General features: G+C 64.4%; 23 protein-coding genes. 18 read left to right on the top strand and 5 right to left on the bottom strand.

Going from position 1 to position 24924, the window contains the following annotated elements:
* Window positions 1–18: 18 nt before the first annotated feature.
* From motA to BCY88_RS23265, 18 genes are all read left to right on the top strand, one after another.
* Window positions 19–879: a flagellar motor stator protein MotA gene (gene motA, locus BCY88_RS23350; protein WP_028198483.1), complete on the top strand. Its 861-nt coding sequence runs from the start codon at window positions 19–21 to the stop codon at window positions 877–879.
* A 21-nt stretch (window positions 880–900) separates the two neighbouring features.
* Entirely contained in the window at window positions 901–1908 is a 1008-nt protein-coding gene (gene motB, locus BCY88_RS23345; protein WP_120346541.1) for a flagellar motor protein MotB, read from the top strand.
* Window positions 1909–1991: 83 nt separating this feature from the next.
* Window positions 1992–2369 (top strand): response regulator, encoded by a 378-nt coding sequence (locus BCY88_RS23340; protein WP_030102387.1) that lies wholly within the window; start codon window positions 1992–1994, stop codon window positions 2367–2369.
* 108 nt (window positions 2370–2477) lie between these two features.
* On the top strand, window positions 2478–4769 hold the full coding sequence (cheA, locus tag BCY88_RS23335; protein ID WP_120346540.1) for a chemotaxis protein CheA: 2292 nt from the start codon (window positions 2478–2480) through the stop codon (window positions 4767–4769).
* A 51-nt stretch (window positions 4770–4820) separates the two neighbouring features.
* Window positions 4821–5357: a chemotaxis protein CheW gene (gene cheW, locus BCY88_RS23330; protein ID WP_120346539.1), complete on the top strand. Its 537-nt coding sequence runs from the start codon at window positions 4821–4823 to the stop codon at window positions 5355–5357.
* A 49-nt stretch (window positions 5358–5406) separates the two neighbouring features.
* Window positions 5407–7272 (top strand): methyl-accepting chemotaxis protein, encoded by a 1866-nt coding sequence (locus BCY88_RS23325; RefSeq protein ID WP_120346538.1) that lies wholly within the window; start codon window positions 5407–5409, stop codon window positions 7270–7272.
* Window positions 7273–7476: 204 nt separating this feature from the next.
* The gene (locus tag BCY88_RS23320) at window positions 7477–8481 is read left to right on the top strand and encodes a CheR family methyltransferase (protein WP_120346537.1); all 1005 of its coding nucleotides are present in this window, start codon (window positions 7477–7479) and stop codon (window positions 8479–8481) included.
* On the top strand, window positions 8478–9248 hold the full coding sequence (gene cheD / locus BCY88_RS23315; protein WP_120346536.1) for a chemoreceptor glutamine deamidase CheD: 771 nt from the start codon (window positions 8478–8480) through the stop codon (window positions 9246–9248). The genes BCY88_RS23320 and cheD overlap by 4 nt, the downstream gene beginning before the upstream one ends.
* A 5-nt stretch (window positions 9249–9253) precedes the next feature.
* Window positions 9254–10342 carry a protein-glutamate methylesterase/protein-glutamine glutaminase gene (locus tag BCY88_RS23310; protein ID WP_183081434.1) on the top strand — a complete coding sequence of 363 codons (1089 nt, stop codon included), beginning with the start codon at window positions 9254–9256 and terminating at the stop codon, window positions 10340–10342.
* A 177-nt stretch (window positions 10343–10519) separates the two neighbouring features.
* The gene (gene cheY / locus BCY88_RS23305; protein WP_028198492.1) at window positions 10520–10915 is read left to right on the top strand and encodes a chemotaxis response regulator CheY; all 396 of its coding nucleotides are present in this window, start codon (window positions 10520–10522) and stop codon (window positions 10913–10915) included.
* Window position 10916: 1 nt separating this feature from the next.
* Entirely contained in the window at window positions 10917–11627 is a 711-nt protein-coding gene (cheZ, locus tag BCY88_RS23300) for a protein phosphatase CheZ (protein WP_120346534.1), read from the top strand.
* 295 nt (window positions 11628–11922) lie between these two features.
* A complete protein-coding gene (locus BCY88_RS23295) occupies window positions 11923–12471 on the top strand; it encodes a DUF2844 domain-containing protein (protein ID WP_120346533.1) in 549 nt (182 codons plus the stop codon).
* A 15-nt stretch (window positions 12472–12486) separates the two neighbouring features.
* Window positions 12487–13773, top strand: coding sequence for a DUF3443 domain-containing protein (locus BCY88_RS23290; RefSeq protein WP_120346532.1), 1287 nt, complete (start codon window positions 12487–12489; stop codon window positions 13771–13773).
* A 335-nt stretch (window positions 13774–14108) separates the two neighbouring features.
* Complete coding sequence (flhB, locus tag BCY88_RS23285; RefSeq protein WP_120346531.1) at window positions 14109–15320, top strand: flagellar biosynthesis protein FlhB; 1212 nt, start codon at window positions 14109–14111, stop codon at window positions 15318–15320.
* Window positions 15317–17419 carry a flagellar biosynthesis protein FlhA gene (gene flhA, locus BCY88_RS23280; protein ID WP_120346530.1) on the top strand — a complete coding sequence of 701 codons (2103 nt, stop codon included), beginning with the start codon at window positions 15317–15319 and terminating at the stop codon, window positions 17417–17419. The genes flhB and flhA overlap by 4 nt, the downstream gene beginning before the upstream one ends.
* Window positions 17420–17783: 364 nt before the next feature.
* Complete coding sequence (gene flhF, locus BCY88_RS23275; RefSeq protein WP_120346529.1) at window positions 17784–19703, top strand: flagellar biosynthesis GTPase FlhF; 1920 nt, start codon at window positions 17784–17786, stop codon at window positions 19701–19703.
* Entirely contained in the window at window positions 19696–20565 is an 870-nt protein-coding gene (locus BCY88_RS23270) for a MinD/ParA family ATP-binding protein (RefSeq protein WP_120346528.1), read from the top strand. The genes flhF and BCY88_RS23270 overlap by 8 nt, the downstream gene beginning before the upstream one ends.
* Before the next feature lie 28 nt (window positions 20566–20593).
* Window positions 20594–21334 carry an RNA polymerase sigma factor FliA gene (locus BCY88_RS23265; protein WP_120346527.1) on the top strand — a complete coding sequence of 247 codons (741 nt, stop codon included), beginning with the start codon at window positions 20594–20596 and terminating at the stop codon, window positions 21332–21334.
* 63 nt (window positions 21335–21397) lie between these two features.
* On the opposite strand, the gene BCY88_RS23260 is transcribed toward BCY88_RS23265, so the two are convergent.
* From BCY88_RS23260 to flgA, 5 genes are all read right to left on the bottom strand, one after another.
* Window positions 21398–21808, bottom strand: coding sequence for a type II toxin-antitoxin system HicB family antitoxin (locus BCY88_RS23260; protein WP_120346526.1), 411 nt, complete (start codon window positions 21806–21808; stop codon window positions 21398–21400).
* The gene (locus BCY88_RS23255) at window positions 21805–21987 is read right to left on the bottom strand and encodes a type II toxin-antitoxin system HicA family toxin (RefSeq protein WP_120346525.1); all 183 of its coding nucleotides are present in this window, start codon (window positions 21985–21987) and stop codon (window positions 21805–21807) included. The genes BCY88_RS23260 and BCY88_RS23255 overlap by 4 nt, the downstream gene beginning before the upstream one ends.
* A gap of 308 nt (window positions 21988–22295) precedes the next feature.
* Window positions 22296–22742: a flagella synthesis protein FlgN gene (locus BCY88_RS23250; protein ID WP_120346524.1), complete on the bottom strand. Its 447-nt coding sequence runs from the start codon at window positions 22740–22742 to the stop codon at window positions 22296–22298.
* Between the two features lie 94 nt (window positions 22743–22836).
* Window positions 22837–23190: a flagellar biosynthesis anti-sigma factor FlgM gene (flgM, locus tag BCY88_RS23245; RefSeq protein WP_120346523.1), complete on the bottom strand. Its 354-nt coding sequence runs from the start codon at window positions 23188–23190 to the stop codon at window positions 22837–22839.
* Between the two features lie 207 nt (window positions 23191–23397).
* Window positions 23398–24897, bottom strand: a complete 1500-nt coding sequence (gene flgA / locus BCY88_RS23240; RefSeq protein WP_120346522.1) for a flagellar basal body P-ring formation chaperone FlgA — start codon at window positions 24895–24897, stop codon at window positions 23398–23400.
* Window positions 24898–24924: the final 27 nt, after the last annotated feature.

Raw genomic sequence — 24924 nt, 5'->3', positions numbered from 1 at the left:
CTTTGTGAGGGCTCGGCAGTGCTGATTTTCGTGGGAACACTCGTGACGCTATTGTCCGTTTTCGGCGGTTACGCGCTGGAAGGCGGCCATCTCGGCGCGCTGCTGCAGCCTGTCGAAGTGCTGATGATCGTCGGTGCTGGCGTCGGCGCGTTCATTCTCGGCAACGGGATGAAGACGATCAAGGCGACACTGCGCGTCATTCCGACCCTGTTCAAGGGCGCGAAGTACAACAAGGACGTCTATATGGAGCTGATGGCGCTCCTTTACGTCCTGCTGGCCAAGGCGCGCAAGGAAGGCACGCTGACGCTGGAAGCCGACATCGACGATCCGGCGAAGAGCCCGATCTTCACGCAATACCCGAAGATCCTCGCCGACAAGCACATCATCGAATTCCTGACCGACTACCTGCGGCTGATGGTGGGCGGCAACATGAATGCGTTCGAGATCGAAAGCCTGATGGACGAGGAGATCGAGACGCATCACCAGGAAGGCGAGGCTCCGGCGCACGCGCTCACCAAGGTCGGCGACGCCATGCCGGCGTTCGGTATCGTGGCCGCGGTGATGGGCGTGGTGCACACCATGGCCTCGGCCGACAAGCCGCCGGCGGTGCTCGGCGAGATGATCGCCCAGGCGCTGGTCGGCACCTTCCTCGGGATTCTGCTTTCGTATGGGCTGATCAGCCCGCTCGCGAGCGTCGCCGAGCAGCGCGTGACCGAGTCGACCAAGATGTTCCAGTGCATCAAGGTGACGATTCTCGCCAGCCTGAACGGCTACGCGCCGGCCATTGCCGTCGAATTCGGCCGTAAGGTGCTCTTCTCGACCGAACGTCCGTCGTTCGCCGAGCTGGAAGAGCACGTGCGCCGCGTCAAAGCCAAGTAACGGGCGCCGGGAACCGATTCGATGAGTAAGGACAAAGACCGCGCCATTGTCGTCAAGCGCTCCGCGCCGGCCAAAAAAGGCCATCACGGCGGTGCGTGGAAGCTCGCGTACGCGGACTTCATGACCGCGATGATGGCGTTCTTCCTGCTGATGTGGCTGCTCAGTTCGGCCTCCACCGTGCAGCTGAAGGGCATTGCCGACTACTTCAACCAGCCGTTGAAGATCACCTTGTGGGGCGGCGATCGCAGCGCCGAGGACTCGAGCATTCTGAAGGGCGGCGGCCGCGACATTTCGACCGACGCGCAGGGCGTGACACGCTCGACCGACGGCTCGAGCGCGCGCGCCGAGCGCACCGCGTCGCACAACAACGAAGACTCGGACAAGCAGTTGCAGGGAGAGCTCGAGCGCCGCGAGCAGGTCCGTCTGCACGATCTGCAGATCAAGCTGATGGCCGCGATCGAAGCGAATCCGGTACTGCGCCAGTTCAAGCAGCAGATCCGCATCGACTCGACGCTGACCGGCCTGCGCATCGAAATCGTCGACTCGCAGAAGCGGCCGATGTTCGCGACCGCGCGAGACGTGGTTGAACCGTACATGCGCGACATCCTGCGCGAAATCGGCCACACGCTGAACGACGTGCCGAACCGCATCATCGTGCAAGGGCACACCGACGCCGTGCAGTACGCCGGCGGCGAGAAGGGTTACAGCAACTGGGAGCTGTCCGCGGACCGCGCCAACGCATCGCGACGCGAGCTGATCGGCGGCGGCATGGACGAAGCGAAGGTGATGCGCGTGCTCGGCCTCGCGTCGACGCAGAACCTGAACAAGGCGGACCCGATGGACCCGGAGAATCGCCGCATCAGCATCATCGTGCTGAACAGGAAGTCGGAGGAGGCGCTTGACCATGACGACTCCACCACGACCACCTTGTCGGACGACGCGGCCGGCTCCAAGCCGCTGCTGCAAAAGCTTGCGCAACCGGTGACGGTTGCACCGAAGGCGCCGGTGATAGCGCCGGCGGCCCCGTAACAGACAACGATCGCCTGGCTGACCCGGCGCCGATGTGGCGCGGAGTGCCTCGCGATCCATAGCGTAAGTGCAGCGAGGTTTTCATGATCAGGCACATCCTGGCAATCGACGATTCGGCATCGATGCGGCAAATCCTTGCCGCAACGCTGACGACGGCAGGCTATGAAGTGACGCTCGCGGCGGACGGCAATGAAGGGCTCGAAAACGCGCTCGCCATGTCGTTCGACCTCGTGCTGACGGACCAGCACATGCCGGGCAAGACCGGCCTCGATCTGATTACCGAACTGCGCGGCAACCCGGCCTACGAGGCGACACCCATCCTCGTCCTCACGACGGAATCGGGCGAGCCCTTCAAGGCGGCGGCGCGGGCAGCGGGAGCGACCGGCTGGATCGAAAAGCCGCTCGACCCCGACATGCTGACCGAACTGGTGGCGGCGTTAGCCGAACCGGGCGAGGCATGAGCGCCGACAGGCACCCCATAAGCGCCACTTTTAGACAAGTTATAGAAGCTTTCGACGCGGCGGCACGGCAGCCCAAGCCTAGACAGGAACTCTCGCGGTGACCCAGGCATGACACTCGACATCACTCAGTTCTATCAGACGTTCTTCGACGAAGCGGATGAACTGCTCGCGCAGATGGAGCAGTTGCTGCTCAATCTGGATATCGCTCACCCGGACCCGGAAGACCTCGCGGCAATTTTCCGCGCGGCGCATTCGATCAAGGGCGGCGCGGCGACGTTCGGCTTTACCGCGCTGACCGAGACGACCCACATTCTCGAATCGCTGCTCGACCGCGCACGCAATAACGAACTCGTGCTGCGCAAGGACATGATCGACACGTTCCTCGAAACCAAGGACGTGTTGTCGGGGCAGCTCGCCGACTATCGCGCGAGCGCCGAGCCGGATGCGGCCGTCGCCAAGGCGATCTGCGCGAAGCTCGAGCAGTTGCATGCGGAAAGCCGCTTCGACGCCGCGCCAGCCGCAGCACCCGCCGCGCAGGTGGAAGCGCCAACGGCCGCTCAAGGCGGCACGCCGCCCGAGCATGTCGTCGAACAGGCAGTGCAGGCGGCAGGGGAATGGACTGACGGCGAACCGGCACAGACCGGGCAAGCTGCGGGCGCCGGCGGCGACGCCGGCCCCCATCTGAAAATTACGCTACGGGGCGTAGGTGAGAAGGACCAGGAACTGCTGGCCGAAGAGCTAGGCAACCTGGGCAACATCGTCGGGCAGGTCAAGGGCGGCGGCGAATTGACGCTGTGGCTCCAGACCGATGTGACCTCCGATGACATTACCGCCGTGTGCTGTTTCGTGATCGACGAAAGTCAGATTTCGATCAGCCGTGGCACCGCGCCGGCAGACGAGACGCAGCAAGGCGAACCTGGAACGCCCGACGCTGCCGATTCGACACCGGCGCAAGCAGCACAGACGGCACAAGCAGCACAGGCGGAGCGCGCAGCATCGTCGGCACCGGCGGCCCACACCGCTGCGCCCGCTCAAGCCGCAGCCACGCACGGGCTGTTCGATACCGCCTCGCCTGCAACGAGCCCGGCGTCCGCCGCGCCGGCACCCGCGGCGAGCAGCGCACCGGCAGCAAGCGCGGCAGCGGGCGCCGCAGCGCCCGCCGAGCAGGACCGCAAGGCAGGCGGTCGTCCGGCCGCGGCGGCAGGCGGCGCGGAAGGCAGCTCGATTCGCGTTGGCGTCGAGAAGGTCGATCAGCTGATCAACCTGGTCGGCGAACTTGTGATTACGCAGGCGATGTTGGCCGAGACCACCAGCACGTTCGATCCAGCCCTGCACGACCGGCTCTTCAACGGCATGGCGCAACTCGAGCGCAACGCCCGCGATCTGCAGGAAGCCGTGATGTCGATCCGCATGATGCCGATGGATTACGTATTCAGCCGCTTCCCGCGTCTGGTGCGCGATCTGGCGGCGAAACTCGGCAAGGAAGTGGAGCTCGTCACCTTCGGTCAGGCGACCGAACTCGACAAGAGCCTGATCGAACGGATCATCGATCCGTTGACCCACCTTGTGCGCAACAGTCTCGACCACGGCATTGAAACCGTGGAAGCGCGGCGTGCGGCGGGTAAGGACGCGACCGGCCAGCTGGTGCTGTCGGCGGCTCACCATGGCGGCAACATCGTCATCGAAGTGAGCGACGACGGAGCCGGCTTGCGCCGCGACAAGATTCTCGCGAAGGCCGCGAAGCAGGGCATGCAGGTCAGCGAAAGCATGACCGACGAAGAAGTCTGGAACCTGATCTTCCTGCCGGGTTTTTCGACGGCCGAGCAGGTCACGGACGTCTCCGGCCGCGGCGTCGGCATGGACGTGGTGAAGCGCAACATCCAGTCGATGGGTGGTCACGTGGAAATCACCTCGCATGCGGGCAAGGGCAGCACCACGCGCATCGTCCTGCCGCTCACGCTGGCGATTCTCGACGGCATGTCGGTGAAGGTCGGCAACGAGATCTTCATTCTGCCGCTGAACTTCGTGATGGAGTCGCTGCAACCGCGTTCCGAAGACATCTACACGGTCGCCAACGGCGAGCGCGTGGTGCGCGTGCGCGGCGAATATCTGCCGCTCGTCGCGCTGCACGAAGTATTCACGGTCGACGACGCCAAGCAGGAACCGACGCAAGGCATCGTCACCATCATGCAAACCGAGGGGCGCCGCTTTGCGATGCTGATCGACGAACTGGTGGGACAGCAGCAGGTGGTCGTGAAGAATCTGGAAACGAATTACCGCAAGGTGCACGGCATTTCCGCCGCAACCATTCTCGGCGACGGCAGTGTCGCGCTGATCGTGGACGTGGCGGCGCTGAACCGCGAAACGCGCCATGCGCACGGCGCGATGAGCCTCGCATGACACTCGTAGAACTCACTCAACTCATTTCATCCCAACCGTTTGGGGGCTAACGTGGCAGAAGTCCAATCCATCAATTCGAGCGTCGCGCACGCGAGCGGTACGAATGGCCGCCGCGACGCGCAGCAGGCAGACGCCGGCGGTCAGGAATTCCTCGTCTTCACGCTCGGCGCCGAAGAGTACGGCATCGACATTCTCAAGGTGCAGGAAATCCGCGGCTACGACAACGTGACGCGGATCGCCAATGCGCCTGAGTTCATCAAGGGCGTGATCAATCTACGCGGCATCATCGTGCCGATCGTGGACATGCGCATCAAGTTCCATCTGGGCCGTGTCGAGTACGACCACCAGACGGTGGTGATCATCCTGAACGTCGCGCATCGCGTGGTCGGGATGGTGGTGGACGGTGTGTCGGACGTGCTGACGCTTGCCACCGACCAGATCATGCCGGCGCCGGAATTCGGCGCGACGCTGACCACCGAGTACCTCACGGGTCTCGGCACCGTGGACGGCCGCATGCTGATCCTGATGGACATCGAGAAGCTGATGACCAGCCGCGAAATGGCGCTGATCGAAACGCTCAGCGCCTGAGCACCGGTACGCGTCATTACAGAAGACAGATCGAACAGGGAGCGCCAAGATGCTGAGCAGGTGGTCGATTCGCACATCGTTGACGATGGTGGGGATCATTCTGGTCGCGCTGACCGTGGTGGTCGGCGCGCTGGGTCTAACCGCGTTGAACGACGCGAGCCGGTCGCTCGACCGGATCGCGCGCGGCGACCTGGTCGCCATTCACGCGCTCGACGACGCCTCGTCGTACCTGTTGCGCTCGCGCGTCTCGCTGGATCGCTTCAATGCGTTGAGCGCGGCCGGCAACACCGAGCAGGCGAAGAAGGTTCTCGATCGCGCGCAGGAACTGTACGGCATGGGCAACCAGAGCTGGCAGACCTATCTTGACACGCCGAAGAACGGCGTCACCCAGGCGCAGCTGGACGAACTGGTGACGCGCCGCACGTCGCTGATGCGCGACGGCATGGAGCCTGAATTCGCCGCCTTGCGGGCGAACGATCTGGCGGCTTATCACGCCATCGCCGATACGAAAATCAGCCCGTGGTTCGTTTCGTACGACAACGCCGCATCCGCGGTCGTCAAGGCGCTCCAGCAGCATGCCGTGGATCAGCAGTCGAGCGCGCAGTCGGACATTTCGCTGATGACCACGTTGATCATCGCCGTCACCGTGCTCGCGTTGCTGGTGGTGGTCGGCATCCGTTTCGCACTGCGCGGCCTGATCGTGCAGCCGCTCAATGATGCGACGGCATGCTTCGAACGGATGGCCTCGGGCGATTTGTCCCAGCCGATCGAAGTATTCAGCCGTAACGAAATCGGCCGCCTGTTTTCCGGCATCAAGCGGATGCAGGAAAGCCTCGCCACGATGGTGAAGTCGGTTCACAGCAGCACCGAATCGATCGACACCGGCGCGCGCGAAATCTCCATGGGCAACACCGATCTTTCGCAGCGCACCGAACAGCAGGCGGCTTCGCTGCAGGAAACCGCGTCGAGCATGGAACAGCTGACCGGCACCGTGCGCCAGAACGCCGAGAACGCGCGCCAGGCGAGCCAGTTGGCCGTCAATGCGTCGGACATCGCGACCCGCGGCGGCGACGTGGTGAATCAGGTCGTCACGACGATGCAGGACATCGCGACCAGTTCGAACAAGGTCGTCGACATCATCGGCGTGATCGAAGGGATCGCATTCCAGACCAATATTCTCGCGCTGAACGCGGCGGTCGAAGCCGCGCGCGCCGGCGAACAGGGCCGCGGTTTCGCGGTGGTCGCGGGCGAAGTGCGCAGCCTCGCGCAGCGCAGCGCCAGCGCCGCGAAGGAAATCAAGGAACTGATCGGCGACTCGGTCGACAAGGTGCAAAGCGGCTCGGCGCTGGTCGGCCGCGCGGGCACCACGATGGACGAGATCGTGCAGGCGGTGCGCCGTGTGACCGACATCATGGGCGAAATCAGCGCGGCTTCCGAAGAACAGTCGGGCGGGATCGAACAGGTCAATCGCGCGGTCGTGCAGATGGACGAGGTGACGCAGCAGAACGCCGCGCTGGTCGAACAGGCCGCGGCTGCGGCGGCGTCGCTCGAAGAGCAGACGCGTCAATTGCAGGCGGTGGTGAACGCCTGGAAAGTAGCCGGCAGCCAGACGCGCAGCGCAGTGACCGCGTCCCGTCCGCAAGCAGTTGCACGCGCGAGCGTCAGCCAGCACGTGCCGCTTGCAAAGCCGGCGTCGCAAGCGTTGACGCACAGCGCGGCGCACCCGGCAGCGAGCAAGGCGGCAAACACGGCAAGCCAGACAGTACCGGCTTTGACCAACCATGGTGCCGACACCGCGCGTGTCGAACCCGCTCTCAAACCGAAGACGGCCCGCGCCGCATCCGAATCCGCTGCACGACCGGCCCCGGCAGGCGCCGCGACGGCAGGATCGGACGCGGACTGGGAAACGTTCTAGGAAGTAACACGAAGACATGCGGTCATTCGGCATCTCGCTCCCTGAGGGGCGAATCATCGAAGCACGCTTAAAAGGCGTGTCGCGGGCCGATCGCGTGTTGGCAGAACTCGCGGGCGGGCGCGACCCCGCGAACTCAATCCCTTTGGGCAGAAGCCATTCTTCTGACCCAAAGCCGGATGGCTCGTATCGCAGGCAGGAACTCACATGACCGCAACGCGCGCACAGCAAGGTCCGCAATCACGGGCACGTCCCGAGCGGGCGGAGCCGGCCAGATCCGGCGAGCAAGGACGGGATTTCGAATTTACGTCGGCGGATTTCGCTCGCATTCGCGATCTGATTCATCGCAGCGCGGGCATTTCACTGTCGGATCACAAGCGCGACATGGCGTACAGCCGGCTGGCACGCCGCCTGCGCGCCCGTGGCCTCGAGACCTTCAAGCAGTACCTCGATCTGCTCGAAGCGGAAAACGATCCGGCCGAGTGGGAAGCGTTCACCAATGCGCTGACCACCAACCTGACCGCATTCTTTCGCGAAGCCCATCATTTTCCGATTCTCGCCGAGTTCGTGCCGCGCCGCGCGCAGCCCGTTTCGGTGTGGTGCTCGGCGGCTTCGACCGGCGAGGAGCCGTATTCGATCGCGATGACGCTGATCGAAGCGCTCGGCGATAGCGGCGCGCGCCAGGCCACCGTGCTGGCTACCGACATCGACACGCAGGTGCTGGCGAAAGCCGAAGCCGGCACGTATCAGTTCGACCAGGTGAAGCACCTGTCGCCCGAACGCCTCAAGCGCTTCTTCCTGAAAGGCACCGGCGCGCACGCCGGCCTCGTCAAGGTACGGCCCGAGGTGCGCGCGATGGTGCGCTTCGAACAACTGAATCTGACTGACCGCGATTACCAGTTGCGCTCGCAATTCGACGCGATTTTCTGCCGCAACGTGATGATCTATTTCGACAAGCCGACCCAGGCGCAGGTGCTTGCGCGCTTCGAGCCATTGATGAAATCGGGCGGTTTGCTATTTGCCGGCCACTCGGAAAACTTCACCTATGTGACGCAGGCGTTCAAGCTGCGCGGCCAGACCGTGTATGAACTGACGCGTGACGCGGGCGGCCGCGCACCGGCGGCACGTGCGTCGAATCATGCGGGCCACGCCACGGGCAATGCTACGGCCACCGCTACGGCCGCTGTTACCGCGAATGGGGTGACCGCATGAGCAGCACTCTGCCGATTGCCAGCAATCTGTACTTCGACAATCACTTCCAACGCCCCGGCGTGAAGCTGTTGCCGAACGAGTTTTACACCACGAGCGAAGACATGGTGCTCGTCACCGTGCTCGGCTCGTGTGTCGCGGCCTGCATTCAGGACCGCACGGCAGGCATCGGCGGCATGAATCACTTCATGCTGCCCGACGACGGCGCGGATGTCGCGCAGGCCGCCTCGGATTCGATGCGCTACGGCGCGTATGCGATGGAAGTGCTGATCAACGAACTGATCAAGGCCGGCGGCCGGCGCGAGCGCTTCGAGGCCAAGGTGTTCGGCGGCGGCGCGGTGCTGGCCGGCATGACGACGATGAACATCGGCGATCGCAATTCGGAATTCGTGCGCCGCTATCTGGCGCTGGAAAAGATCCGCATCGTCGCCGAGGATTTGCAGGGAAATCACCCGCGCAAGGTCGCCTTCATGCCGCGCACCGGCCAGGTGATGGTGAAGAAGTTGCGCTTGCAGCAGGAAGCGGGCGTGGCCGAGCGCGAACAGGCGCTCGTGCGGCAAAGCGCCGAAGCGCGTGCCGAGCGGCTCGCGGCAGCACGCAAACGGGTCGAGTTGTTCTCGACGCCGGCAGCCGCGCGGCCCAGGGTCGAACTGTTCGGCGCAGCGGGCGGCGGTGCGGGCGCGGGCAGCCCGAAGCCGCGCATCGAGCTGTTCGGCGGCGGCCCGCGCCCGATTAAATCAAACAACGCCAGAACTACAGAGGAGGCGTGAGCGCTGTGCAAAAGATCAAAGTACTGTGTGTCGACGATTCGGCGCTGATTCGCAGCCTGATGACGGAAATCATCAATGGCCAGCCGGACATGACCGTCGTGGCGACCGCACCCGACCCGCTGGTCGCGCGCGATCTCATCAAGCAACACAATCCGGACGTGCTGACGCTCGACGTCGAAATGCCGCGCATGGACGGTCTCGACTTCCTCGAGAAGTTGATGCGCCTGCGGCCGATGCCGGTCGTGATGGTGTCGTCGCTGACCGAGCGCGGCAATGAAATCACGCTGCGCGCGCTGGAGCTGGGTGCGGTCGACTTCGTCACCAAGCCGAAGGTCGGCATTCGCGACGGTATGCTCGACTACTCGGAAAAGCTCGCCGACAAGATTCGCGCCGCGGCCCGCGCGCGCGTGCGCCAGGCCGCGCCGGTGCACCATGCCGCCACGCAGGCCGCGCATGCGCCTGCCGCCGCCGCGCCGCTCTTCAACAATCCGCTGCTCAGTACCGAGAAGCTGATCATCGTCGGCGCGTCGACGGGCGGCACCGAAGCGATCCGCGAAGTGCTCGTGCCGTTGCCGCCGGATGCCCCTGCGGTGCTGATCGCGCAGCATATGCCGCCGGGTTTTACAAAATCTTTTGCGCAACGCCTTAATGGTTTGTGCAGGATTACCGTTAAAGAGGCAGAGCACGGCGAGCGCGTGCTGCCGGGACATGCGTATATCGCGCCTGGCCACGCTCACCTGTTGCTGGCACGTAGCGGCGCGAACTATATTGCTCATTTGTCGGACGAGCCGCCCGTGAACCGGCATCGGCCCTCGGTGGATGTGCTGTTCCGTTCGGCCGCGCAGCACGCGGGCAAGAACGCGGTCGGCGTGATTCTGACCGGGATGGGCCGCGACGGCGCCGCCGGACTGCTGGACATGAGGAAAGCGGGGGCGTATACCCTCGCGCAGGACGAAGCGAGCTGTATCGTGTTCGGCATGCCGCGCGAAGCCATTGCGCTCGGCGCGGCGGACGAAATTGCGTCGCTGCCGGAGATGAGCCGCCGCGTGATGGCGCGTCTGTCGGCAATGGGTGATCGCGTACAGCGGGTATGATGCGCGGGCCTGACGGCGAGCGCCAGGCATGCGGGCGGAGTAAGTGTTTTGCATGGGACCGGAGTAATGTGCTAAAGCACGGACTCTGGTCGATAGCTATAGCACTGACACCGGTCGCAAGAGCCTGATAGAACTGGCGGTCATGCGCCGCATCATGGATTAAGCAAAGGGAATGAAATGGATAAGGGAATGAAGATTCTGGTGGTTGACGACTTTCCGACGATGCGCCGGATTGTCCGCAACCTGCTCAAAGAGCTCGGCTACTCGAACGTCGACGAGGCGGAAGACGGTCAGGCAGGCCTTGCGCGCTTGCGCAGCGGCACCTACGAGTTCGTGATTTCCGACTGGAACATGCCGAACCTCGACGGTCTGGCCATGCTCAAGGAAATTCGCGCCGACGCCAACCTCACGCATCTGCCGGTGCTGATGGTGACGGCCGAATCGAAGAAGGAAAACATCATCGCGGCGGCGCAAGCCGGCGCGAGCGGTTATGTCGTCAAGCCGTTTACGGCCGCGACGCTCGACGAGAAGCTCAACAAGATTCTCGAGAAGATGGCGAAAGCCGGGAGCTGATGTGAATTTGCCGACCAACGCGCAAGGCGCCGAAGCGGCGAACGAGATCGGCGACTTCGCGTCCGACCGCATCCTCGCCCGTATCGGACAACTGACACGCACGCTGCGCGACTCAATGCGTGAGCTCGGGCTCGACAAGCACGTCGAGCGCGCGGCGGAAGCCGTGCCCGACGCCCGCGACCGTCTGAAGTACATCGCGAACATGACGGAGCAGGCCGCCGAGCGCGTGCTGTCGTCGATCGAAATCGCCAAGCCGATCCAGACGCAATTGCAGCAGGACGCGGGTGAGCTCGACGCGCGCTGGGAGCAATGGTACGCAGCGCCGATCGAGCGCGAAGAAGTGCGCGCGCTGATGAACGACACGCGCACCTTTCTGCGCGGCGTGCCTGAAGCGACGGGCGCGACCAACGCGCAGCTGATGGAGATCATGCTGGCGCAGGACTTCCAGGATCTGACCGGCCAGGTCATCAAGAAGATTACGGAAGTCGTGTACCTGATCGAGCAACAGCTGCTCGGCGTGCTGGTCGAGAACATCGCGCTCGAACGGCGCGAGCAGTTCGCGGCGAATGCGGCGGCGCTGGCGGCCGAGCCGTCGTCCACCGGCAGCCCTGAACACCTGCTGAACGGTCCGCAGATCAACCCGGAAGGCAAGACGGATGTGATGCAGGACCAGTCGCAAGTCGACGATCTGCTGGCGAGTCTCGGCTTCTGACCAGCCGGCCGCCCGAGAAGGGCGCGAGGCTGGAGCGCCGAACCACCAGGTCGCCGGACCGGAATGGGCGGTAAGCCACGCACTCGTGCGACCTTACGGTTTGCCGACACAATGCACAGGCATACTACTGGCTCAAGCAGCGGCACGGCTTTCTGGTGACAGGCAGTCGCCAGTCGGTGGCACGGTGAGGTAATCCTTCTGTGTGCGATCGCAGCGGTGCCGTATGATCTGCATACATGCGGCCGGTTCGCACGAGGTGCGAGCCGCGCTGCAGCCGCTCGGGAGGAGCCTTGTCATGTGGAGTCATGTACGTCGCGCCGGGTTTGTCATGGCGCTAGCCTTACCCTGTTCGCTGTCAGCCGTGCAGTCCGCTCATGCGGCACTGGGCGGTGCCCCGATGACACCCCCCGCGGATGCATCGGTTTCTTCCCGCACCGTGCAGCCCGCCGCCAGTTCGGCAACGGCGGCGCAAAGCGTGATGCGTTCCGCATCCAACGCGGCCTCTTCCGCCTCGAGCGCTTCGTCTTCCTACACCGTGCGTGAAACCACGCTCGGCAACGGCACGGTGGTGCGCGAATATCTTGCCGCGGACGGGTCGGTGTTCGGTATTGCGTGGCGCGGCCCGCAAATGCCGGATCTCAACGATCTGCTCGGCAGCTATTTCCCGCAGTACGTGGCCGGCGTGCAAGCCGCGCGCGTGGCGCGCGGAGGCGCTCGTGGCCCCGTCGCGGTCGACCAGAGCAGTCTCGTGGTCCGCTCCGGCGGCCACATGGGCGCGTTCAACGGTCAGGCCTGGTTGCCGCAGGCGTTGCCTGCCGGCGTCAGCGGTTCCGACATCCAGTAAGGGCGAGGACGAACGATGCGAACCATGCAAAGTGTTGCGAAGCTCAAGGGCTGGGTGCAGGCCGCGGTGGCTGTGGCGTTGGTGTCGGTGCTGGTCGCCTGCGGCGGTGGCGGCGGCTCCAGTTCCAGCGGCAATAATTCGTCGACCACGCTGAACGGCGGATCGCTGCCGGCGAGCCCCACCCAGCAGCCGATCGCCGCGAACGCCGCGAATACCGTGCCGATCACGGTCGCGCAGGGAACAAACGGCGTCATCAATATTCCGACGGTTAGCGTGACCGTTTGCCCGCCTGGTACGACATCCAATTGTCAGACCATCAACAACATCCAGGTCGACACGGGTTCGTTCGGGCTGCGTCTGGTGAGCTCGGTGGTGAATACCGCGTCCTTGCCGATCAGTACCCTGGCTAGCGGCGCGCAACTCGCCGAATGCGCGACCTTCGCCGACGGCTACACGTGGGGCACCGTGCGTACCGCGACCGTCCAGATCGGCGGCGAGACGACGGCGAGAGCCATTCCAATCCAGATCATCGGCGATCCGGCCGCGGGGAGTGCGCCGACGAAGGGCTGCGGCAGCGGATCTGCGGAAAACACCGTCAGCGATCTAGGCGCCAACGGCATTCTCGGTATCGGCACAGCACTTACCGATTGCGGCGCAACCTGCGCGAATGCGTCAACCGCGGCCACCTACAGCAATTACTTCACGTGTTCGGGCAGCACGTGCACCCGTGCCACGGTACCGGTGCTCCAGCAGGTGGCAAATCCGGTCGCCAACTTCACGGGCGACAACAACGGCGTAATCGTGCAGATGCCACCAGTGTCGAACACCGGCGCATCCTCGGCCACCGGCACACTGGTGTTCGGGATCAACACGCAGTCGAACAATGCGCTGGCGGCCTCGCAGACCTTCACTACCGATGGCTACGGCGACCTGAACAACAGCGTCTATAACGGCACGACCGTGCAGGCGTTTTTCGATTCGGGTTCGAACGCGTACTTCTTCTCCGATAGCTCGCTGCCGGTATGTAGCAACTACGCCGGGTTCTATTGCCCGTCGGCCGCGCAAACCCGTTCGATCACACTGACCGGTCAGAGCAGCACGACCGCCAGCGTCAGCATCGGCATCCTGAACGCGGCCACGCTGTTCAGCAACAGCAGCAACTACGCGTTCAACGATCTGGCCGGGCAGATTGGCGGCAGCAGCAGCTTCGATCTCGGCTTGCCGTTCTTCTACGGCCGTCACATGTATTACGGCTTCGACCAGACGGCGAGCGGCGGCCCGGCGCCTTACGTCGGTTTCTAGGCCGCAGCATGCAAGCGTAAGAACCGGCCGGGCATCCGCGCAACATAGCGCGGGTGCCCGGATGGGCCTAGCCCGCGCGCAAACGCCGGGGCACGATCCCGCCAGCTCCACCAGCTCCACCAGCTCCACCAGCTCCACCAGCTCCACCAGCTCCACCAGCTCCACCAGCCCCGCCAGCCCCGCCAGCAAACCCCGCCGGGCGTCTTGCCTGGCGCCCCATCCCTCGAAATACCCCCCTTTCCCGGGCCTTATCCGCCGATCAGCGCTTGCGTCGAGCGGGAATAATCGCTCTCACTGGAAAGAGGCGCCGTGCCTCAGCCGACTGGAGAGCGTTTGTGGCAGAGGATAGCGACCTCGAAAAAACCGAATCAGCCACTCCCCGGCGCCTGCAGAAGGCGCGCGAGGAAGGGCAGATCGTGCGTTCGCGGGAGCTGTCGACGTTTGCGCTGCTGGCGGCGGGGTTTTTCGGCGCATGGGGTATGTCCAGCCACATCGGCGAGCATCTGCAGGCCATGCTGCGTGCATCCTTTACGTTCGACCATGCCACGGTGTTCGAAACCCGCCGCATGATGATCGGCGCCGGCGCGGCGAGCCGCGAGGGCCTGTCCGCGCTGCTGCCGATTCTGGCCTTCACCGGCGCGGCGGCCTTGCTCGCGCCCATGGCGCTGGGCGGCTGGCAGTTTTCTTCGAAAGGACTCGAGCCCAAGTTCAACCGGCTCAATCCGATCGAAGGGCTCGGCAAGATATTCTCGATCAACGGGCCAGTCCAGCTCGGCATGTCGTTCGCGAAGACGCTCGTGGTGGGCGGCATCGGCGGCACGGCGATCTGGCATCGCCGTGAAGAAATTCTCGCGCTGGCGACCCAGCCGATACAACTGGCGCTCGCCAACACCGTGCATCTGATCGCGGTGTGCTGCGGCATGACGGTGGCGGGCATGTTCGTGGTGGCCGCGCTCGACGTGCCGTATCAACTCTGGCAGTTCCACAAGAAACTGCGCATGACGAAGGAAGAAGTGAAGCGCGAACACCGCGAAAGCGAAGGCGATCCGCACGTGAAAGGCCGGATTCGCCAGCAGCAGCGCGCGATTGCCCGCCGCCGCATGATGACCAACGTGCCGAAGGCGGACGTGGTGGTGACCAACCCGACACACTTCGCGGTCGCGCTGCAGTACACCGACGGCGAGATGCGCGCGCCGAAGGTGGTCGCCAAGGGTGTGAATCTGGTGGCCGCGCGGATTCGCGAAATCGCGGCCGAGAACAACGTGCCGTTGCTGGAAGCGCCGCCGCTTGCGCGTGCGCTATATCACAACGTCGAACTGAACCGCGAAATTCCGGGCCCGCTGTATGGCGCGGTCGCCGAAGTGCTCGCGTGGGTGTACCAGTTGCGACGCTTCAACACCGAGGGCGGCGAAAAGCCGCCCACACCGACCGACTTCGACGTGCCCGCCGAACTCGACAAGGGCAGCGTGCCGGACGACGAAGCCGAGCAGGAAGCCGCCGACGTGCTTAACCAGAATAGCGACAACGCTTCAGGAGCCTCCGCATGAACGCTCGCGCCGGATTCCTGTCCCGACGCCCCGATGCCTTGAGCAGCACCAATTTGCGCGCCCTCGCCGGGCCGGTGCTGATCTGCATGATCCTCGGCATGATGATTCTGCCGTTGCCGCCGTTTCTGCTGGATCTGCTGTTCACCTTCAATATCGCGCTTTCCGTGATGGTGCTGCTCGTCAGCATGTACACGATGAAACCGCTCGACTTCGCCGCTTTCCCAAGCGTGCTGCTGTTCTCGACCTTGCTGCGCCTGTCGCTGAACGTGGCGTCCACGCGCGTCGTGCTGCTCGAAGGCCATACCGGCCCGGACGCGGCGGGGCAGGTGATCGAGTCGTTCGGCCACTTCCTCGTCGGCGGCAACTTTGCGGTCGGTATCGTCGTGTTTATCATCTTGATGGTCATCAACTTCATGGTGATCACCAAGGGTGCGGGGCGGATCGCGGAAGTGTCCGCGCGCTTCACGCTCGATGCGATGCCCGGCAAGCAGATGGCGATCGACGCCGACCTGAACGCCGGTCTCATCAATGAAGAGCAGGCCCGCAAGCGCCGCGCGGAGGTTTCGCAGGAAGCCGAGTTCTACGGCTCGATGGACGGCGCGAGCAAGTTCGTGCGCGGCGATGCGATCGCCGGTTTGCTGATCATGGTGATCAACATCGTCGGCGGGCTGATCGTTGGGATGGTCCAGCACAACATGGACTTCGCGGCGGCGGGCAAGAACTACACGCTGCTGACGATCGGCGACGGCCTCGTCGCGCAGATCCCGTCGCTGGTGATTTCGACCGCGGCCGGTGTGATCGTCTCGCGCGTCGCCACCAACGAAGACATCGGCACGCAACTGACCGGTCAGCTCTTCACGAACCCGCGTGTGCTGATCATCACCGGCTGCATTCTGGTGCTGATGGGCCTGATTCCGGGCATGCCGCACTTCGCCTTCCTGATTCTCGGCGGTGGCCTGATTCAACTCGGCCGCACGATGAAAAAGCGCAGCGACGTGCGCAAGACCAGCGCGGCGCTCGTCGATGTCGCACCGGCCGCGATGGCGCCGACGGAAAACACCGAAGCCAGCTGGGACGACGTCACGATGATCGACACGCTCGGTCTCGAAGTGGGCTACCGGCTGATTCCGCTCGTCGACAAGAACTCGGACGGCGAACTGCTCAAGCGGATCAAGAGCATCCGCAAGAAATTCGCGCAGGAAATCGGCTTCCTGCCGCCGGTGATCCATATCCGCGACAACCTCGAACTGCGGCCGAACGGCTACCGGATCGCGCTCAAGGGCGTGGAAGTGGGCGTCGGCGAAGCGTATCCGGGGCAATGGCTGGCGATCAATCCGGGACAGGTATCCGCCGCACTGCCGGGCACGCCGACGCAGGATCCGGCGTTCGGCTTGCCGGCGATCTGGATCGATACGAATCTGCGCGAACAGGCGCAGGTGTACGGCTACACGGTGGTCGATTCGAGCACGGTGGTGGCCACGCACCTGAATCACCTGGTGGTCACGCATGCGTCCGAACTGCTCGGCCGCCGCGAAGTGCAGGCCTTGCTTGAGCGGATGCAGAAGGACACGCCGTCGCTCGTCGACGATCTGGTGCCGAAGTCGCTGCCGCTCACCACGTTGCAAAAGGTGCTGCAAAACCTGCTGGAAGAGGGTGTGCCGATCCGCGACATGCGCACGATTCTCGAAGCCCTGTCCGAACACACGCCGAAGGTCACCGACGCGCACGATCTCACCGCCGCCGTGCGCCTCGCGCTGGGCCGCGCGATCACGCAGCAGTGGTTCCCCGGCGTGGGCGATATGCAGGTGATGGGCCTCGATTCGAATCTGGAGCGGGTCCTGTCGCAGGCGCTTTCAACGGGCGCCAATCCGGGCCTTGAGCCGGGCCTCGCGCATACGCTGCTCAACGAAACGCAGAAGGCGATGACGCGTCAGCAGAACCTTGGGCTCGCGCCGGTGCTGCTGGTGCAGCATGCGTTACGGCCGATGCTCGCGCGCTTTTTGCGCCGCAGCCTGCCGCAGTTGAAGGTGCTGTCTTATGCGGAAGTGCCGGACACACGCAATATCAAGGTGGTGAACCTGATCGGGGCGCATGGTTAAGCCCGGCTGGTGAGACGTTGCGTGCCGGTTCCCGGCAGTTAGCCGAACTTGTTCCTGATCGATGGTTTCCGCCGGCGCTCTTCGAGCGCCGGTTTTCATTCCGGCGTCTGAGTTCTCGTGCCGCAAGCAGGGGCCGGAGGTCATGTTGCGTCCGCGAAAACCCCGCTGGACGCCGTCCTCGCGCCTGTTTCAAACCGTTGGGCGCGTGCATTGCAGCGCGTTTCCATCGCCCGAATTGCCCACCTTTCACGGTCTTTATCCACCGATCGTCGCTCGACAGGTTTCGCAATAATGATCTCAATGGGAAGCGGTATGTTGCCGGTCCGTTAGTCCGTAAGTCCGTTTACCTCATCGGGGGTCCAGCTTGAACATTCGTAAATTTGTCGGTGCTACCAGTCGCGATGCTCTGCGTCTCGTGCGCGAAGCCTTGGGCCCGGATGCCGTCGTTTTGTCCAACCGCACGATGGACGACGGCAGCGTCGAAATCGTAGCGCTTGCCGACAGCGAGCTCGCCGCCATCACGCCGAAAGCGCCGCGCGGCAGCGCAGGTGCAATGCTGGCCGCACCGACGAACGTCACGACTGGACAGCAACCCGCACTCGCCGCGCCGCGCGCCAATCCGTATGCGAGCGGCATGCCCGATGTGTTTTCGTCCGTGTTCGGCGCAAGCCCGGAAGCGGGTACCGAGAACATGACGCCAAACGTCTCGAACGGCGCGAACGCTTCAGGCCCGGCTGCCAAGCCTGCTGTCACCGCTGCGCCGAAGGGCGCGCTGCCGAACGCGTCCAAAGCAGCACCGGCCGCACCCGCTGCAGCGTCGGCATCGCAACCGGTCGGCGTCGAGCAACCCAGCGCCCGCGCCGCGGTAACGCGTCTCACCGAAGACATCCGCGCGGATCTGCTCAAAGCCGCGGGCATGCCGGCAGCGCCTGCTGCCGATACGCCGCGCACCATGGCCGAATCGAATCCCTGGCTGATCGATCACGCACGCCGCATCGCGGCCGAACAGCAGCAGCAAGGCGCGTACAGCGCGCGCCCCGCCGCGATGACGCCGGCCGCCGCCATGGCCAAGGGTCTCGGCGCCGCGGTCGAACCCGGTTCACAGCCGGCTTCACAACACGCCCCGCACTACACCTCGCAACCGAGCGCGCCGGAAGTCACCGACACGCCCGAATGGGCTCGTGAAGCCCAGCAACTCGCCGCGCGCCGTGCCGCCCAGAAACTTGGCCAGCAGCCCGCCAGCGACGACACCCGCACGCCTGCTACGGTCGCCGAAGCGATCAAGGCGCGCATGGAGCAGGTCGTCAACGACACCGTGATGCACGAACTGTCGTCGATGCGCGGCATGATGGAAGAACACTTCGCCGGACTCTTGTGGGGCGATCGCCAACGCCGCAGCCCGGCACGCGCCGCACTCACCAAGCACCTGTTCGCCGCCGGCTTCTCCGCGCAACTCGTGCAGATGATGGTCGACAACCTGCCCGACGACGTCGACAACATGGAAGGCGGCATGGAGTGGGTGCGTTCGGTGCTCGAATCGAACCTGCCGGTGATGGAAGACGAAGACGCGCTGATGGAGCGCGGCGGCGTGTTCGCGCTGATGGGCCCGACCGGCGTCGGCAAGACCACGACCACGGCAAAGCTCGCCGCGCGTTGCGTGATGCGCTTCGGCGCGAGCAAGGTGGCGCTCCTCACCACCGACAGCTACCGGATCGGCGGCCACGAACAACTGCGCATCTTCGGCAAGATTCTCGGCGTCTCGGTTCACGCGGTGAAAGACGGCGGCGATCTGCAACTTGCGCTCGCCGAATTGCGCAACAAGCACATCGTGCTGATCGATACGATCGGCATGAGCCAGCGCGATCGCCTCGTGTCCGACCAGATCGCCATGCTGTGCCGCGCCGGTCAGCCGGTGCAGCGTCTGCTGCTGCTCAACGCGACGAGCCACGGCGACACCCTGAACGAAGTGGTGCAGGCCTATCAGCGCGCACCGGACAAGCAGCCGCTCGCCGGCTGCATTCTGACCAAGCTCGACGAGGCCACCAATCTGGGTGGCGTGCTCGATACGGTGATTCGCTACAAGCTGCCGGTGCACTACGTGTCGACGGGCCAGAAGGTGCCGGAAAACCTGTACGTCGCGACCAAGAAATTCCTGATCAAGAGCACGTTCTGCATTCCGCGCGACAACTCGCCGTTCGTGCCGCACGACGACGATATTCCGGCGCTGCTGTCCGCGCTGTCCGCCCGGTCGACGGCTGAACTGCACGAGGTCCGCTTTGGATAAATTCATCTCGGATCAAGCCGAAGGATTGCGGCGCCTGTTGGCGAAAAGCGGCTCGCGTGTGATTGCCGTGACGGGTGGGTCGGCCGGCGTCGGTTCCACGACCATTGTGGTGAACCTCGCCGCGGCGCTCGCGCAGCAAGGCAAGGACGTGCTGGTGGTCGACGAATGCCTCGGCGACAAGTCGGTGAGCGCGATGCTCGGCGGCGTGCGCGGCGCGGGCAATTTTGCGGCGGTAATGCGTGGCGAGATGACGCTCGACGAAGCCACCGCACAACACGTACTCGGCTTCTCGGTGCTGGCTGCTTCGCGCCATAACCGCGAAGGCCACTCGGCCGCGCAGTTGGGCGCCGTGCTGCGCGGGTCTGCCGACATCGTGCTGATCGACGCGGAACTCGACGAGCAGGGCCACCTGTCACCCCTCGCGATGCAGGCGCATGACCTGATGATCGTCACGCGGGTGGCCGCGCAGGCGATCACCGACGCCTATGCATGCATGAAACGGTTGCACTACGCCCACGCCACCGCGCAGTTTCGCGTGCTGGTGAATCACGTACACAGCGTTGACGACGCGCATACCGCGTTTGTCAACCTGGCCGGCGTGGCAGGGCGCTACCTGACGGTGTCGCTGGAAGACGCCGGTTGCATTGCCGCCGATGCGCGGATGGCGCGAGCCCTGGAGTTGTCGCGGTGTGTCGTCGATGCCTTCCCATCGACACCGGCCGCGCGCGATTTCCGGCATCTCGCCGCCGAGTTGCAGTACTGGCCGATGCGGCCAGCGATGTCGTCGCAAACGCCGTGGATGGCGCCTGCGACAGTTACAGCGGCGCAACACGCCGACCAACCGTCCGCGCAGCACGCCTGAGCGGCGGCACAAGGACAAGGGGAGCACGATGTATAACGCTCAGGGAAAGATCTCCCAAGCCGATGTTCTGACAAAGTACGCGCCGCTGGTGCGTCGTCTCGGCTTGCAGCTCGTCGCCAAGATGCCGGCGAGCGTCGATCTCGACGACCTGATCCAGGCCGGCATGATCGGATTGCTGGATGCGGCGAGCCGCTACAAGGAAGACCAGGGCGCGCAGTTCGAGACGTATGCCAGCCAGCGGATTCGCGGCGCGATGCTCGACGAATTGCGCAGCAACGACTGGTTGCCGCGCAGCTTGCGGCGCACGTCGCGCGAAGTCGAATCCGCGGTGCACAAGGTCGAACAGAATCTGGGCCGCTCGGCGAGCGAAACGGAGATCGCCGAGCATCTGCAGATGCCGCTCGACGAGTATCAGTCGATGCTCCAGGATCTGCACGGCAGCCAGCTCATCTATTACGAAGACTTCGACCGTTCCGCGGACGACGAGCCGTTTCTCGACCGTTACTGTGTCGATCATTCGGACCCGCTGTCGGCGCTGCTGGACGACAGCCTGCGCTCGGCGCTGATCGAGGCGATCGACCGCTTGCCTGAGCGCGAAAAGCTGCTGATGTCGCTGTATTACGAACGCGGCATGAACCTGCGAGAAATTGGCGCGGTGATGGAAGTCAGCGAGTCGCGGGTGTGCCAGTTGCACAGCCAGGCCGTGGCGCGTTTGCGTACGCGCCTGCGCGAGATGGCCTGGGCGAATGCCGAGGCGACGGGCGTTTGACGGTTCGATGTTTGACCGGCGGCGCGCACAACGCCCGCCTTTTCTTCCCGGTTTTCTCTTCAGTTACGCGTCCGCCATCTCGTGCTCGGCGGCCAGCGCGAGAAACGCTGAGCGCGACATGCCGCGCGCCTGGGCGTAAGCGTCGATATCGTGAACCAGCGCCTCGGGCAGCGAGATATTGATGCGCACCGCTTTTTTCAGCGCCGGAATATTGCGCGTGGCGACAAAACCCCAAGTAAAACCCGCGTAGTCCGGATTGCGCCGATGCTCGTCCAGCGTTAACCGCTCGGGAATCGGCAAGCCCTCGTCGAGCAGCGTATCCAGATGCGCCTCGATGGCTTCTTTTGCGTTCGCGTAGGCTTCTTCCAGCGAATCGCCGGCCGAATGACAACCGGGGATGTCGGGGACCACCACGCCGAACGCATGGTGCGTGTCACCAGGCTCGATTGCGATCGGGAAAATCAGGTTTTTCATTTCAGACCCGCCTGTTTCAGGATGCTGTTCAGTGTGCCGGGCGGAAGATCCTTTTTCGGATGCGGGATGGTCACGAGACCGGCCTTTACCGTATGCCGGAAGTGATGGTGGCTGCCCGATATCCGGATCAACCGCCAGCCATCCGCTTGAATTACTTTGACGACCTCGGCACTGTTCATATTTCACCTCTCGAATCATACACACGATTACACAACTTCGCTAGTGAGTAACGCTCCGCTTTGCTCGTCTGACGCGGCATCGAAAAGCCGCGCGCGACGGCGGAGAACCTCAGTGGGGAATCCGTGATTTCAACGTGGCGGGGAATTGCGCGCTACCTGGCCGGATGGCCAACGTGCGCGGGAGGAGGGCTTAGGCGCCCTGAGCGGAGGGGGAAAGCAAAAAGGGCTCGTCAAAGACGAGCCCTTTTGTTCAGAAACACGCTACGCAACCAGGTCAGTGTGCGAAATGCGCTGCGGCCACGAAATTTTCAGATTGCTGACTGAGCCGGAATCCGCCCATCCGGCCCATAGAAGCCGGTCTTCTGCGGCACGGCCACCTGCAGCGCGGTCAGCGCGCGCTGGTTGTAGTCCATCCGCACGCGGATCAGTTCGCCGTTGTTCGTATTGAAGCGCCGCGCCCGCTCGGCGGCTTTTTGCAGCAGCGCCCATTGGTCGGCGATCCGCGTGTCGGCGCTCGCCGCGAGCTCCATACCGGGCCAACCGGCCGGAAAGCCCATTTCCGCGAGCAACGCGTCGCGCGTGGTTTCGAGTTTGGCGAGCGTGCCGATCAGTTCGGTTTTTTTCTCGACGATCGGCGGCAGCAGTTCCAGCGGCGACAAGGCGGTCAATGCCTTCGTCTCGAGCGTCAGAATTGAGGCGAATGCCTCGACGGCCGAATATTCTTCGATGAGGGTGGCAAGCAGGGCGTCTTTCATCTCAACAACTCGCTGAACACGACGGCTCGCGCATGATTCGCGAACCGGATTTGTCGAATGCCGCCCGGCCGTTCACCGTACTTCGATGCGTCGATTAATTGCCGGTCGACGAGGTTTTGCTTTGCAACAGTTCGCGCGCGGTATTCAGCACGCCGTCGGCGATCTTGCTCGAATCGATCGTCAGCGAGCCGTCCTTGATGGCTGCCTTGATCGACTCGACGTGCGCCGTGTCGATGTCGGCCGAGCCGGACGCCGCGAGACTGCGCAGATGCTGCGACAGACCCGACAGGCTGACGCTGGCGTCGCCCGAACCGCTGGGAGTGGTCGGCGAGCTGGTGCTCGCGCTCTGCGCGTTGCTGTTCGCGCTCGTCGCGTCGCTTTGCTGCGAGCGGGACACGGCGTCTTTCAACGTCGGCAGATTCGAATTGGTTGTGGAATCGACTTTCACGATGGGCTTCCTGAACGATTTGATTCTGATAACGGCAAGCGCTGATCAAAACTTTAGCGCAATCGCTCAAGGTTTTACCGTTCCTTTCAGGATAATCCGGCCCCACAACGGATTGCCCGGCCGCCGCGGCCTCTGGGCCGTCTGCCCGGGCCGTCACGCGTGAACCCGCGCCGGCGTGCGGACTATCGGACTCGCCGCCGCGCTGTTTCACAACTGAACCTCCACCGTCGAGCCATCCTTGACGATGCCGGAGATGACCTGGCCGTTAGCTGTCTTCACCCGTACCTGCTGGCCTGGCGAGGCATTGTTCATCGCGCTGCCTTCGGACGAGATCGCAAAACCGTCGCCCGCGGCGACGACCCGCACCGTTTGCCCGATCGACACCGCCGACGCGCTTTTGATCATGTCACGGCGCAGCGGCATGCCGCCGGCGATGCGCACGAGCGACACCGAGCCGACCGCCTGCGAGGGGTCCGTGACGATCGCCTGCGGCAGACCGGTCAGGTCGCCGTCGCGCGCGACGAGGTCGGCGGCTGTGAACACTTCACCCGGTGCCATCGCGCGGGCGGCCAGATAGTAGGTGGCGCGCAGCGAAATGCGCGCTTGCAGATAGATGGTCCACGGCCGCTCGCCGGCGCAGCGCACGCCGACCGTCATCCGGCCCCACAGGCGCGCGCCGCTGGGCATGAACGGTTCGAGCGTCGTGCAGGCCGTGAGCCCGCGCGGGAAGGCCGGTGCGACGGTGATCTCGACCTTGCCGGGCAAGCCTGCCGATTGCTGTTGCAGGAAGGCGAGCGCGGCGCTGCGAATCGCCTCGGCGTCTTGCTGGCCGGGGAGCGGCGCGGGTTGCGCCAGCGCTGCGGGTTGCAGACCCTGTTGTGCGACAGCCGGCGCCACCTGGCGCGCCGACGGCGTGCGGGCGATCGTGGCGGGCGGTGTCGGCATCGGAGCGGGTGTCGGCGTGGGCTTCAATACGACTGCCGCGGTCGCGATCGGTTTGCCGTTCGCACCCAGTTGAGGCGGCTCGCCACGCGACGCAAGGCTGTCGAAGCCGCTCGCTGCCGTCGCGTTACCGATTGCGCTTTCGATACCGGCGCCGTTGGCACCGCTGGCGCCGCCGACACCGCCGTTGACACCGCTGTTGACACCATTCCCAGGCACAGTCGCGCGTCCCAGCGCGTTTCCGGACGAGCTTCCCGGTGCGGGAATCGTCACGACGCCGTTCGCGTCGGGCTTGAAACTGGTGCGGATCATCTGCGGCGCGGCGGGCGGTTCGCCCGCGCCCGGAATGACGATCGAGCCGCTCGCGTTGGCGGCTCGCGTGAATTGATCGGTGTTGCGCGCAACCGGGCCGGGCGCGAGCGACTGTGCGGTAGCGGCGGCGAGCGTCGCGGCGGAGCCTGCCCGTTTCGCGGGCGCGGCCTGCATCTGCGCGGCCAGATCGGCGAGCGCGGCCGGATTCTTTTCACCCGGGCCGGGAATCACGATGGGGCCGCCGGCGTCCTGAGCCTGTTGAGCTTGTGTGGAAGCAGGCAGAAGCACGATGCCGCCGGCGACCCATACCACCAGGTTCACGGCAAGGCGAGCCAGCAGACGGCACGTCCTGCGGGATGCGCGGCGGGCAACACGCCGGACCGCGCCCGCACTCCCGCGATGCGCCGCCGCGCAGCTTGCGCGGTGCGTCAGGTCGAAGGTCGGCTGGTCCATCGTGTTTCTCCATCGAATGCATCGGTA

It is taken from the genome of Paraburkholderia fungorum (assembly GCF_003610895.1).
Lineage (GTDB): Bacteria > Pseudomonadota > Gammaproteobacteria > Burkholderiales > Burkholderiaceae > Paraburkholderia > Paraburkholderia fungorum_B.
This window is presented reverse-complemented; position numbering and strand designations above follow the sequence as displayed.

What these genes read in the sequence shown, in the direction of transcription:
- motB (WP_120346541.1), top strand. Translation starts at nt 901, where the DNA reads ATGAGTAAGGACAAAGACCGCGCCATTGTCGTCAAGCGCTCCGCGCCG.
- BCY88_RS23340 (WP_030102387.1), top strand. Translation starts at nt 1,992, where the DNA reads ATGATCAGGCACATCCTGGCAATCGACGATTCGGCATCGATGCGGCAA.
- cheA (WP_120346540.1), top strand. Translation starts at nt 2,478, where the DNA reads ATGACACTCGACATCACTCAGTTCTATCAGACGTTCTTCGACGAAGCG.
- BCY88_RS23325 (WP_120346538.1), top strand. Translation starts at nt 5,407, where the DNA reads ATGCTGAGCAGGTGGTCGATTCGCACATCGTTGACGATGGTGGGGATC.
- BCY88_RS23320 (WP_120346537.1), top strand. Translation starts at nt 7,477, where the DNA reads ATGACCGCAACGCGCGCACAGCAAGGTCCGCAATCACGGGCACGTCCC.
- cheD (WP_120346536.1), top strand. Translation starts at nt 8,478, where the DNA reads ATGAGCAGCACTCTGCCGATTGCCAGCAATCTGTACTTCGACAATCAC.
- cheY (WP_028198492.1), top strand. Translation starts at nt 10,520, where the DNA reads ATGGATAAGGGAATGAAGATTCTGGTGGTTGACGACTTTCCGACGATG.
- BCY88_RS23295 (WP_120346533.1), top strand. Translation starts at nt 11,923, where the DNA reads ATGTGGAGTCATGTACGTCGCGCCGGGTTTGTCATGGCGCTAGCCTTA.
- BCY88_RS23290 (WP_120346532.1), top strand. Translation starts at nt 12,487, where the DNA reads ATGCGAACCATGCAAAGTGTTGCGAAGCTCAAGGGCTGGGTGCAGGCC.
- flhA (WP_120346530.1), top strand. Translation starts at nt 15,317, where the DNA reads ATGAACGCTCGCGCCGGATTCCTGTCCCGACGCCCCGATGCCTTGAGC.
- BCY88_RS23265 (WP_120346527.1), top strand. Translation starts at nt 20,594, where the DNA reads ATGTATAACGCTCAGGGAAAGATCTCCCAAGCCGATGTTCTGACAAAG.
- BCY88_RS23260 (WP_120346526.1), bottom strand. Translation starts at nt 21,808, where the DNA reads ATGAAAAACCTGATTTTCCCGATCGCAATCGAGCCTGGTGACACGCAC.
- BCY88_RS23255 (WP_120346525.1), bottom strand. Translation starts at nt 21,987, where the DNA reads ATGAACAGTGCCGAGGTCGTCAAAGTAATTCAAGCGGATGGCTGGCGG.
- BCY88_RS23250 (WP_120346524.1), bottom strand. Translation starts at nt 22,742, where the DNA reads ATGAAAGACGCCCTGCTTGCCACCCTCATCGAAGAATATTCGGCCGTC.
- flgA (WP_120346522.1), bottom strand. Translation starts at nt 24,897, where the DNA reads ATGGACCAGCCGACCTTCGACCTGACGCACCGCGCAAGCTGCGCGGCG.